Raw genomic sequence first — 11,471 nt, 5'->3', positions numbered from 1 at the left:
GGTTTCCGCGACGGAAGGCAAGAAACCTGGAGAAGGGGCGGGGCACGAATGTCGCACCAAGCCATCATAGCCGCGGCGGGAAGGTCTGATGCACCAGAAGCGACTTGTCGCACTTGCCGGATACGCGGTTCTGTATCTCGGTTGCGCGACTGCGGCACATGGACAAACGGGCCGATAGTCTTTATGCGCAAGGCGTCAAGGCCCGGCAGGAACAGTATTTCGAAGAAGCCGCCGGGTCGCTGAAGCGTGTCCTTGCTCTTCAGCCCGCAATACCGACGCGCTGGTTCAGCTGGGTTTCACCGAACTGGGTCTCAATGACCGCCGGCCGCGCGGAGCGCCTTTTCGCAGGCGCTGTCCATAGCGCCTGCTTACACCGACGCAACGTTTGGACAGGCCCAGGTCGAGTTCAGAGCTGGCAATCTGTCCAAACCCGCCTATCTGCACGCCATTGTACGCCAAGGCTCTACACAGATCAGAGGACGCTTTGCATCCGCGCACAGCCACATTTCAGTGCCGTCAGACTGTTTTGGAAAGGCGACGCTACGTGCCGAACCTATGCTATTGCCGTCTGCCCCTCACTCCCACTCGATTGTGCCAGGCGGCTTCGACGTCACGTCATACACCACGCGGTTGATGCCGCGGACTTCATTGATGATGCGGGTGGCGGCGGCGCCCAGGAAGGCCATGTCGTAGTGATAGAAGTCGGCCGTCATGCCGTCGACGGAGGTCACGGCGCGTAGCGCACAGACGAATTCGTAGGTGCGGCCGTCGCCCATGACGCCGACAGTCTGCACCGGCAGCAGCACGGCGAAGGCCTGCCAGATCGCGTCATAGAGGCCGGCCTTGCGGATTTCGTCGAGATAGATGGCGTCGGCCTCGCGCAGGATCTCCAGCTTTTCCCGCGTGATGCCGCCCGGGCAGCGGATGGCGAGGCCGGGGCCAGGGAACGGATGGCGTCCGATGAAGCTTTCGGGCAGGCCGAGTTCCTTGCCCAGCGCCCTCACCTCGTCCTTGAACAGTTCGCGCAACGGCTCGACCAGTTGCATGTTCATGCGCTCGGGCAGGCCGCCGACATTGTGGTGGGACTTGATGGTGACCGAGGGGCCGCCGGTGAAGGAGACGCTCTCGATGACGTCGGGATAGAGCGTGCCTTGCGCCAGGAAATCGGCGCCGCCGAGCTTCTTGGCCTCGTCCTCGAACACTTCGATGAACAACCGGCCAATGGTCTTGCGCTTCTTTTCCGGGTCGGACTCGCCTTCCAGCGCAGAGATGAATTTTTCCGAGGCGTCGACCAGGATCAAAGGCAGATTGTAGTGCTGGCGGAACATCGCCACCACACCAGCGGCCTCGTCCTTGCGCATCAGGCCATGGTCGACAAGAATGCAGGTGAGCTGGTCGCCGACCGCCTCGTGGATGAGCAGCGCCGCCACCGAGGAATCCACGCCGCCCGACAGCGCGCAGATGACCTTGCCCTTGCCGACCTGCTTGCGGATCGCCTCGACCGCGCGCTCGCGATAGGCGCGCATCGTCCAGTCGCCTTCGATGCCGGCGATGTTGTGGACGAAGTTCCTGAGCAGCCTCGCACCATCCGGCGTATGCACCACCTCGGGGTGGAACATGATGCCGTACATCCTGCGTTCGACATTGCCGAAGATGGCGAAGGGCGAGCTTTCCGATTTGCCGAACACCTCGAAGCCAGGCGGCAGGGCGATGACGCGATCGCCATGACTCATCCACACCTGATGGCGCTGGCCTGTGGCCCACAGGCCCTCGAACAGCGGGCTGTCCTTCTCGATCTCGACAAAGGCGCGGCCGAATTCGCGATGGTTGGAGCTTTCGGCGACGCCACCCATCTGCACGCACATGGCCATCTGGCCATAGCAGATGCCAAGCACAGGCACGCCGGCATCGAAGACGATCTGCGGCGCGCGCGGGCTGCCGATATCGGACGTCGAAGCCGGGCCGCCGGACAGGATGACCGCTTTCGGGTTGATGCGCTTGAATGCCGCCTCGGCCGACTGGAACGGCACGATCTCGGAAAACACGCCGGCCTCGCGGATGCGGCGGGCGATGAGCTGCGTAAACTGGCTGCCGAAATCGACAATCAGGACGGTGTCGGTGTGATTGGCTGTCGTCATGGCGAGCCTTTAGAGAAAGAAACGAGTCTGCGCAATGGGTTGCGTCGCCTGACTTTCAGAGCGGTATCGCCTCGTCACGAGGTGAATCCGGCCGGAGCAAGCCCGAACCGATCGCCTGTTCGAGCCGCATGACGGCGTCGGCCAGCTTTTCATCGATGACGTGCAGATATTCGGTCCAGTCGCCGACGTGCCTGAGATCAGCCGCGCCGTCGGAAATGCCGCGCAGCCCGATGAGCGGGATGTCGAAAAGCTGACAGGCGCGCAAGCAGGCGAAGGTCTCCATGTCGACCATGTCGGCGACGATCGCTTCGTACGCCGCGCCGGTAATGACGGCGCCGCCGGTCGACAGTGTCGCCTCCTTGATTTCGGAAATACGCAACGGCAACGGTACGATCACCGGCAGGTCGAGAAACGGCGTCGCGCCTTTTTCGAAGCCCAGCGGCGAGGCATCGATGTCGCGATAGCTGACGGAGACGGCCTGGTAGATTTCGGTCTGCTCCAGGGTCCGGCTACCGGCGGAGCCGAGCGATACCACCAGATCGGGCAATGCCTTGTCCGACTTCAACCAGGACAGTTCGGCGCCCAGCCTGACGCCGGCCTCGACCGGGCCCACGCCCGTCATCAGCGGCGTGAACAGTCGCTGCAGATGCTGGCCATATTCGGCCCGCGCCGCCATGACGAAGAGGACATCCTTGCCGCCAATGCGCACGACGTTGCCAGTCATGGCGATCCTCCTGCTTGCGCTACATTATGACCAACGGCGTGGCCGCTGCCAGCGGCAGCTCCGTGCCGCCGGCACGATTAAATTCGCCTGCGGCGAACCGGCCACTCACCCAGCGATACCATCACGGCCTAGCACCGTCATCATCGTCCCGGTCATGGTGGCGATCAGCTTGGCCTCGCCGTCGGTGGCGAAGGCATAGGCCTGGCCGTCGGCAACGATGATGGTACGGCCGGGTTTGGTCACCGAACCGCGGAACAGAAAACGCTCACCCCGGCCCGGCGCCAGAAGGTTGACCTTGAATTCGATGGTCAGCACGCCAGAATTCTCCGGCATGAGCGAGAACGCCGCATAGCCGCAAGCCGAGTCCAGCGCCGTCGAAATGACGCCGGCATGCAGGAATCCATGCTGCTGGGTCAGCGCCGCCGAATAAGGCATCTCGATCTCGATGATGCCGGGGGTCACCAATGTCAGTTCGGCGCCGATCGTCGCCATCGCCTGCTGGCGGGCGAAGGACGCCCTGACGCGATCCTCATAGTCCGGAGCCGGTACGATCTTTGCTGCCATCGCCGTTGCCTTCACGTTTGCCGGGAAAGCTTATCGCAGAGGCATGAGCGGCAGGCAAATGCTTTTGCTGCACTGCAGCAAACCGCATCGAACGCGACCTAGTTCAGCCAAAGAAGCGAGGCGTTGAGCAAGGTGGCGAACGCCACCCACGCCGCGTAGGGCACGAAAAGCCAGCCGGCGAGCCGATCGCGGGTCCAGACGCTTGCGATAAACAGCACGATGACGGTCAGAAGAAGCACGATGATGACCAGAGCAGGCCCCATCATTTTTGCGCCGAAGAAGGTTGGCGACCACAGGAAATTCAGGACGAGCTGAGCGCCCCAGATCTTCATCGCGGTGCCGGCCGGGTCCCGCAACCATGTCCGCCAGCCGGCCACGGCGATCAGCACATAGAGCAGTGTCCAGGCAGGCGCGAAAACCCAGTTGGGCGGATTGAAGGAAGGCTTGGCCAGCGATGCATACCAGGCACCTGGCAAGGTGGCGAAACCGATCAGCAGGCCTCCGCCCAGCACCAGGAAGAGGAACAGCAGAAGCGACAGATATCTTTGCAAGCATTCACCCTGTGGCGGCGCAACGCCGCGCATCTGCAATTGGGGCGCTGCGGGCAGCTGTCAACGACAGCGTCAGTTCGCCCGGCGCATGGCGCAAAAATAAAATCCGTCTGTGCCGCTCAGCGCCGGCGAGAGCGAAATGCCACCCAGGGCACCGATCCGCATCGCGGCGGTATGGCCGGGAAAACGGCTGTCCCAGAGCTGGCGATGATCGACCGGGGCAAAGCCGCTGTGCCGCTCGCGAAACGCGGCGATTTGTTCACCGTTCTCCTCGTCGAACACGGAGCAGGTTACGTAGACCAGCAGGCCACCGAGTTTGACGTAGGTTCTGGCGGCATCGAGGATCGTCGCCTGCTCGCCCTTGCGGGCATCAAGCTGTCTCTGCGTCAGCCGCCATTTGGCGTCGGGACGCCGCCGCCAGGTGCCGCTGCCGGTGCAGGGCGCGTCGACCAGCACGATGTCCATGTGGCCGGTCAGCGGGGCAAGCTCGGCCGGCTTGGTGGCGACCTGCACATTGCGGTTTTCCGAGCGGCGAATGCGGTCGAAGATTGGCGCCAGCCGCGCCTTTTCGGCATCGTGAGCGAAGATTTGACCGTGGTTGTCCATCGCCGCCGACAAAGCCAGCGTCTTGCCGCCTGCGCCGGCGCAGAAATCGAGCACCTGCATGCCAGCCGTCGCGCCGGCAAGCGCCGCCGCAATTTGCGACCCCTCGTCCTGGACCTCGAACCAGCCTTTCTGAAAGGCCGGCTCGGCTTGCACGTTCGGATGCCGGCCGTCACCGTCGATCGGCGGGATGCGGATGCCGTAGGGTGCGATCCGTGCGGCACTGGCACCGGTCTGCGCGAGTTCGGCCAACACCTTGGCGCGATCGGCCTGCAGCGTGTTGACCCGGATGTCGAGCGGCGGACGTGTGGCGAGCGCCGCGCCCTCCTCGACCCATGTCTCGCCGAAGGCCCGCTGGAAAAGCGGTTCGCACCAATCGGGAATGTCGGCGCGAACAGCAGGCGGCGCGTCGGCAAGCCGGCGTTCCGCGATTGCCTGGAGTTCCGTGGCGCTCAGCAGCGGCGGCGCGAATTTGTCACCTTCGAGCGCTGCGTTGAGCGACTGCGCCGTCTGGCTCCATTCGAGCAGCAGCGCCCCGAAGCCGATGGCACGCGGTGTGTCTTCGCCCAGCAACCAGCCGGCGGAGCGCTTACGGCGCAGCGCGTCGTAGACGATGTTGCCGATCGCGGCGCGATCCCCACCGCCGGCGAAGCGATGGGACAGGCCCCAATCCTTCAGCGCGTCGGCCACCGGCCGGTGACGCCGACCAATGTCCTCCAGCACTTCAATGGCCGCAGCCAGCCGTCCGCCCAGTCGCATTCGTCATTCCATCAATCGAGCACATTATCCGGTCTGCTCTTAGAGCCTTTCACGTCCGGATTGAACCCCGCCCGGCTTCGCCGCGAGCGCGATCTGGCGGTGGTCGGCGAAACCTGTCCGACCGGTAAATCTTCGCGGCGGTTAGAAGCAGGCGGACTAGTAGATACAAGATCTCTAATGTTCTTAACTGGCGGCCGGAAGGACGGCGTGTGGCGCTACAGCTCTGCTTTCCAAGTTTTTCGGTTGGGAATACTCTTGCCGTCATGATTCGCGGCGCGGAAAACGTGGACCGGCGGATCGTCACGAGGAGAGGGCAATGAAGATTTATCTGGCGGAAGTTCTAGGCACATTTCTGTTGGTGTTCATCGGTACGGCGTCCGTGGTGACGGGGGGCTTCGGCGGCGCGCTGCCGCTTGGCCAGGAAGGCATCGGTCTGGCATTCGGCATCGGCCTCATCGCGGCGGCCTATGCGATCGGCCCGATTTCGGGCGCGCATCTCAATCCGGCGGTGACGCTCGGCGTGTTCCTGGCTGGCCGGCTGCCGGCCAAGGACGTCATTCCCTATTGGATCGCGCAGATCATCGGCGCCATCATCGCCTCGCTGGCGTTGTGGATCATCGTTTCCGGCCAGACCGGCGGCCATACCGGCGGCTTCGGCGCCAATGGCTGGGACGAGACGAAATGGGGCATGAGCTCGGCGTTCCTGTGGGAGCTGATCGGCACCTTCACCTTCGTCACTGTGATCCTTGGCGTTACCGCTGAAAAGCACTCGACGGCGTTTGCCGGCCTGGTCATCGGCCTGACGCTGGCGGCCATTCACTTCGCCATGATCCCGGTCACCGGTACCTCGGTCAATCCAGCGCGCTCGATCGGCCCGGCGTTGTTTACCGGCGGTGCCGCACTTAGCCAACTCTGGTTGTTCATCGTCGCACCGCTGATCGGCGGCGCCATTGCCGGCGTCGTCGCCAAGGTGCGTGTCTTCGAGAAGGATTGATTCCAGAGCCTGAATGCAAGAGGCGCGGGCCGTGGCCCGCGCCTCTTTTCGTAGGTCCTCAAGCTCGGGTCAGGCCGCGATGTCAAAGCGGTCGGCGTTCATCACCTTGGTCCATGCCGCAACGAAATCTCGGGCGAATTTCCGCCCGGCGTCCGCCGATCCGTAGACCTCGGCCAATGCCCGCAGCTGCGCATGCGAACCGAAGATCAGGTCGGCACGGGTGCCGGTCCACCTGACTACCTTGGTTTTGCGGTCGCGCGCTTCGTACACTTCTTCCGAACCCGGAACAGAACCGGCAGCCGGATCCCAGACCGTGCTCATGCTGAGCAGGTTGACGAAAAAGTCGTTGGTCAGCCTACCCGGCCTGTCGGTGAACACGCCGTGCTTTGAGTGCCCGGTGTTGGCGCCGAGCACCCGCAAGCCCCCAACAAGCACCGTCAGTTCCGGCGCCGTCAGGCCCAGCAACTGCGCGCGGTCGACCAGCATGGCTTCAACCGACATGGGCTGCCTGCCCCTGACATAGTTGCGGAAGCCGTCGACTTTCGGCTCGAGCGCGGCAAAGGAGTGGACGTCCGTCTGCTCCTGCGATGCATCCATGCGGCCGGGCGTGAACGGCACCTTCACGTCGTTGCCGCCATCCTTGGCGGCCTTCTCGACCGCGGCGACACCGCCGAGCACGATCAGGTCGGCCAGCGAGACCTTCTTGTCGCCGGTCTGCGCGGTGTTGAACTCCGTCTGGATGCCTTCGAGCCTGGCAAGCACCTTCGACAGTTCGGCCGGCTGGTTGACTTCCCAGTCCTTCTGCGGCGCCAACCGGATGCGTGCGCCATTGGCGCCGCCGCGCTTGTCGGAGTTGCGGAAGGTCGAAGCCGCGGCCCAGGCCGTCGAGACCAGTTCGGAAACCGACAGGCCGGAGGCCAGGATCTTGGCCTTCAGCGATGCGATGTCCTGCTCGTTGACCAGTTCATGGTCGAGCGCCGGGATCGGGTCCTGCCAGATCAGCTCTTCCTTGGGCACCAACGGGCCGAGATAGCGCACCGCCGGACCCATGTCGCGATGGGTCAGCTTGAACCAGGCGCGGCCGAAGGCATCGGCGAACTGATCCGGATGTTCGTGGAAACGCCGCGAGACCTTCTCATAGGCGGGGTCGGCCCGCAGCGCGAGGTCGGTGGTCAGCATGGCCGGCGCGTGATGCTTCGAGGGGTTGTGCGCATCCGGCACCGTGCCGGCACCGGCGCCACCCTTCGGCGTCCACTGATGGGCGCCCGCCGGGCTCTTCGTCAGCTCCCATTCGAAATTGAACAGATTGTCGAAGAAGTTGTTGCTCCACTTGGTCGGCGTCGTGGTCCAGGTGACTTCGAGACCCGAGGTGATGGCGTCGCCGGCAATACCTGACGCATGTTTGCTCGACCAGCCGAGGCCCTGCGCCTCGATGCCGGCACCTTCCGGCTCCGCGCCCACCAGCGAGGCATCGCCGGCGCCGTGGGTCTTGCCGAAAGTGTGGCCGCCGGCGATCAGCGCCACGGTTTCTTCGTCGGTCATCGCCATGCGCGCGAAGGTTTCCCGAATATCACGGGCCGAGGCGAGCGGATCGGGCTTGCCGTTCGGCCCTTCCGGATTGACGTAGATCAGTCCCATCTGCACGGCACCGAGATGGCCGCGAAGCTCGCGGTCGCCCGAGTAGCGCTCGTCGCCCAGCCACTTGGTTTCCGAACCCCAGTCCACGTCCTGCTCGGGCTCCCAGACGTCGGCGCGGCCGCCGGCGAAGCCGAAGGTCTTGAAGCCCATCGATTCCAGCGCGACGTTGCCGGTGAGGATCAACAGGTCGGCCCAGGAAATCTTGCGGCCATATTTCTGCTTGACCGGCCAGAGCAGGCGGCGCGCCTTGTCGAGATTGGCGTTGTCAGGCCAGCTGTTGAGCGGCGCGAAACGCTGCTGGCCGGCTCCGGCACCGCCGCGGCCATCACCGATGCGGTAGGTGCCGGCGCTGTGCCAGGCCATGCGGATGAACAGCGGCCCGTAATGGCCGAAGTCGGCGGGCCACCAATCCTGCGAATCCGTCATCACTTGGTGCAGGTCCTTGATGACCGCATCGAGATCGAGGCTGGCGAATTCCTTGGCATAGTCGAAGTCCTCGCCCATCGGGTCCGACAGGTTCGACTGCTGATGGAGAACGCCAAGGTCAAGCTGGTTCGGCCACCAGTCACGGTTGGTCCGGCCGGCGGACCCATGCGCGACAGGGCATTTGCCCGCGCTGCTGTCGTCGGTTTTCGCGTCCATCTCTCACTCCAATTTGCCGAGGTTTGATTTGCCGAGGTTGATTTTTGCCGAGATTTTGGGGGCGGCCAGCGGCCCGCGCCAATCTGGAACCATTCCAGCCTAGGCCAGACCGTCGATAAAAACAAATTGTCTTTCCTGTTTATTTCGATAGGACTTTCTTATGATGGCCTTGACCGCATGATCGGATTGACAGTTCGCCAGATGCATTATTTCGACGCGCTGGCGCAGACGCTGCATTTCGGGCGTGCGGCGAAACTTGCCGGTGTCAGCCAGCCGGCGCTGTCCTCGCAGATCGCCGAAATGGAGCAACGGCTGAACTGCCGGCTGTTCGAACGCGGCGGCAAGTCGGTGCGCATGACGGACGAGGCGATCGCCCTGTTGCCGCGTATCGAGCGCATCCTGGCTGACATACGTGACGTGGAAACGACGGCCCGGCGCGGCCGCACGGCCATGGAGGGACGCTTCCGGCTGGGCATCATCCCGACTGTCGCGCCCTATCTTCTGCCACGCGCCTTGCCCGAACTGAAGAAGCATTTCCCGGCCTTGCTGCTCGAATTGCGCGAGGCGGTCACCACCTCCCTGGTCGAAGACACCGCATCGCGAAAACTCGACGCCTTCATCGCGGCACTTCCGCTCGACCATCCAGGACTGATCACCGAGGCGCTCTTTCCCGACCGGTTCTTCCTGGCCGTGCCGTCGGACGATCCGGCCTTTGCCTCGCCGCCGGTTCCACCCGAGAGCCCGGCGCTGGAAAGACTGATGCTGCTGGAAGAAGGCCATTGCCTGCGCGAACAGGCGCTGGCCGTCTGCGGCAATGTGCGGCCGGTGGCGATGGCAAGCTATGGCGCGACCAGCCTGACCACGCTCCTGCAGATGGTGGCGCACGGGCTCGGCGTCACGCTCATCCCCGAAATGGCGACCGGCCCCGCCGGCACCATCCCCGACCTCAAGATCGTGCCGTTCCAGGAACCGATGCCGCAGCGCATGATCTGCCTGGCCTGGCGACGCAACAATGCGCGGCACGGGGAATGCGTCGAGCTAGCCAAGATTATACGGGGGCTAGGCCCGGCGCTGTTGGCGGCCTGAGAGGTGGCCCTAACGCTCGTTACAGCACCCGCGACAGGAACTCGCGGGTGCGCGGCGACACCGGGTTGGCGATCATCTCGCGCGGCGCGCCGCGTTCGACGATCACGCCGCCGTCCATGAACACGAGCTGGTCGCCGATCTCACGGGCAAAGCCGACCTCGTGGGTGACGACGACCATCGTCATGCCGCTCTCGGCAAGGTCGCGCATGACCTGCAGGACTTCGCCGACCAGTTCCGGATCCAGCGCCGAGGTCGGCTCGTCGAAGAGCAGCACCTTGGGCTTCATCGCCAGGGCGCGCGCGATCGCGACACGCTGCTGCTGGCCCCCGGACAGTTCGCGGGGATAGCGGTCTACCTTATCGGCCAGGCCGACACGCCGCAGCAGCACCTCCGCCTCGGTCTTTGCCTGGTCGACTGGAATGCGCCGCACCTGCGTCGGCGCCTCGATCAGGTTCTCCATCACCGTCATGTGCGAGAATAGGTTGAACGACTGGAACAGCATGCCGATCTCGGCGCGGCGCCGGCACAGAAGATCGTCCTTCACCTCATAGAGCTTGTCGCCCTGGAGGTCGTAGCCGACGAACTGGCTGTCGACGAGCAGGATGCCGCCGCTGAGTTTTTCCAAATGGTTGATGCAGCGCAGGAACGTGCTCTTGCCCGATCCCGACGGGCCGATGATGCAGGCGACCGATCCCTCCGGTACATCGACGTCGACACCTTTGAGAACTTCAAGCTGGCCATAGGTTTTGCGCACGCCGCGCGCGAACACCATGGAGTTGGCGGGCACCCCGAAGCGGGCACGATTTTCGGACTTCACATCACTCATCGAGCAACGCCGCGCAGGCTGATCACGTTGCGCAAGGTGCGCATCGTCAGGGGGTCGCGTCTGACATCGCTGCGGCCGAAATGGCGCTCCAGGAAATGCTGCCCCACCGACATGATGCTGACCACCGCGAGATACCAGAAGGCGACCACGATCAGCAGCGGAATGGTCTCGAAGGTGCGCGCATAGATGCTCTGCGCGGTATAGAACAGGTCGTCGACGGCGATGAACGTCACCAGCGACGTCATCTTCAGGAGGTTGATCGCCTCATTGCCGGTCGGCGGCAGCACGAAGCGCATGGCCTGCGGCAAGGTGATGCGCTTCAGGATCATGCGGTAGGGCATGCCGAGCGCGCTCGCCGCCTCTGACTGGCCAGACGGCACCGACTTGATGCCGGCCCGGATGATCTCGGCCATGTAGCCGGCCTCGCACAGCGAAAGCGCCACCACGGCGGAGAAGAACGGCGTCATGAAATCATTGGTGCGCACGGAAAACAGCGTGCCTATGAACGGCAAAGTCAGCGAGATTTCGCGCACCAGCAGCGACAGGTTGAACCAGAAGATCAGCTGGATCAGGGCTGGGACACCCCTGAAGAACCAGACATAGACGCCGGAAAAGGCGCGCAGCACCGGGCTCGGCGACACCCGCATGATGGCGATGACGGTGCCGACGACGATCGCCAGCACCATGATGATGACGGTGAGCATCAGCGTGTTGCCGAGGCCTCGCATGATCGAGGGATGGAACAGGTATCCGGCTGCCGTGCCCCAGGCAAAGGCCGGGTTGCTGGCGAAAGCACGAATGATGAGGAAGGCCAGCAGCAGGGCGAACGCCGTACCGACCCAAATGCCATAGCGGCGCTGCGGCACGACGGTCAGTCGTGACACGGCGGCGGAAACGCTTGGCTCGACGCCGATGTCGGTCGGGAGGGCAACGCCCATCGGATGTC

Annotated in this window: 10 protein-coding genes; 2 read left to right on the top strand and 8 right to left on the bottom strand. The window is 63.9% G+C overall.

Features of this window, described 5'->3' with window-relative positions; all coding sequences use genetic code 11:
- Positions 1–575: 575 nt before the first annotated feature.
- From guaA to LB571_RS24715, 5 genes are all read right to left on the bottom strand, one after another.
- The gene (gene guaA, locus LB571_RS24735; protein WP_224598776.1) at positions 576–2,138 is read right to left on the bottom strand and encodes a glutamine-hydrolyzing GMP synthase; all 1,563 of its coding nucleotides are present in this window, start codon (positions 2,136–2,138) and stop codon (positions 576–578) included.
- Between the two features lie 55 nt (positions 2,139–2,193).
- Positions 2,194–2,862: a 5'-methylthioadenosine/S-adenosylhomocysteine nucleosidase gene (locus LB571_RS24730; RefSeq protein WP_224598775.1), complete on the bottom strand. Its 669-nt coding sequence runs from the start codon at positions 2,860–2,862 to the stop codon at positions 2,194–2,196.
- Positions 2,863–2,967: 105 nt separating this feature from the next.
- Positions 2,968–3,426: a PaaI family thioesterase gene (locus LB571_RS24725; protein WP_023771340.1), complete on the bottom strand. Its 459-nt coding sequence runs from the start codon at positions 3,424–3,426 to the stop codon at positions 2,968–2,970.
- A gap of 98 nt (positions 3,427–3,524) precedes the next feature.
- Positions 3,525–3,977 carry a TspO/MBR family protein gene (locus LB571_RS24720; protein WP_224598752.1) on the bottom strand — a complete coding sequence of 151 codons (453 nt, stop codon included), beginning with the start codon at positions 3,975–3,977 and terminating at the stop codon, positions 3,525–3,527.
- 72 nt (positions 3,978–4,049) lie between these two features.
- Complete coding sequence (locus LB571_RS24715; protein ID WP_224598749.1) at positions 4,050–5,339, bottom strand: RsmB/NOP family class I SAM-dependent RNA methyltransferase; 1,290 nt, start codon at positions 5,337–5,339, stop codon at positions 4,050–4,052.
- A 316-nt stretch (positions 5,340–5,655) separates the two neighbouring features.
- Here LB571_RS24715 and LB571_RS24710 point away from each other — a divergent pair, with 316 nt between their 5' ends.
- Positions 5,656–6,333 (top strand): MIP family channel protein, encoded by a 678-nt coding sequence (locus LB571_RS24710; RefSeq protein WP_224598746.1) that lies wholly within the window; start codon positions 5,656–5,658, stop codon positions 6,331–6,333.
- 69 nt (positions 6,334–6,402) lie between these two features.
- Here the strand turns inward: LB571_RS24710 and katG are convergent, their stop codons facing one another.
- The gene (gene katG, locus LB571_RS24705; RefSeq protein ID WP_224598743.1) at positions 6,403–8,613 is read right to left on the bottom strand and encodes a catalase/peroxidase HPI; all 2,211 of its coding nucleotides are present in this window, start codon (positions 8,611–8,613) and stop codon (positions 6,403–6,405) included.
- 177 nt (positions 8,614–8,790) lie between these two features.
- On the opposite strand from katG, the gene LB571_RS24700 reads away from it, so the two are divergent.
- Positions 8,791–9,699, top strand: a complete 909-nt coding sequence (locus tag LB571_RS24700) for a hydrogen peroxide-inducible genes activator (protein ID WP_015316520.1) — start codon at positions 8,791–8,793, stop codon at positions 9,697–9,699.
- Between the two features lie 19 nt (positions 9,700–9,718).
- Here LB571_RS24700 and LB571_RS24695 read toward each other — a convergent pair whose 3' ends face one another.
- Both LB571_RS24695 and LB571_RS24690 read right to left on the bottom strand, forming a co-directional pair.
- A complete protein-coding gene (locus LB571_RS24695) occupies positions 9,719–10,471 on the bottom strand; it encodes an amino acid ABC transporter ATP-binding protein (protein WP_224598798.1) in 753 nt (250 codons plus the stop codon).
- 50 nt (positions 10,472–10,521) lie between these two features.
- Positions 10,522–11,463 carry an amino acid ABC transporter permease gene (locus tag LB571_RS24690; RefSeq protein ID WP_224598740.1) on the bottom strand — a complete coding sequence of 314 codons (942 nt, stop codon included), beginning with the start codon at positions 11,461–11,463 and terminating at the stop codon, positions 10,522–10,524.
- Between the last annotated feature and the right edge of the window lie 8 nt (positions 11,464–11,471).

This window comes from Mesorhizobium sp. BR1-1-4 (assembly GCF_020165375.1).
Taxonomy (GTDB): domain Bacteria; phylum Pseudomonadota; class Alphaproteobacteria; order Rhizobiales; family Rhizobiaceae; genus Mesorhizobium; species Mesorhizobium australicum.
This window is presented reverse-complemented; position numbering and strand designations above follow the sequence as displayed.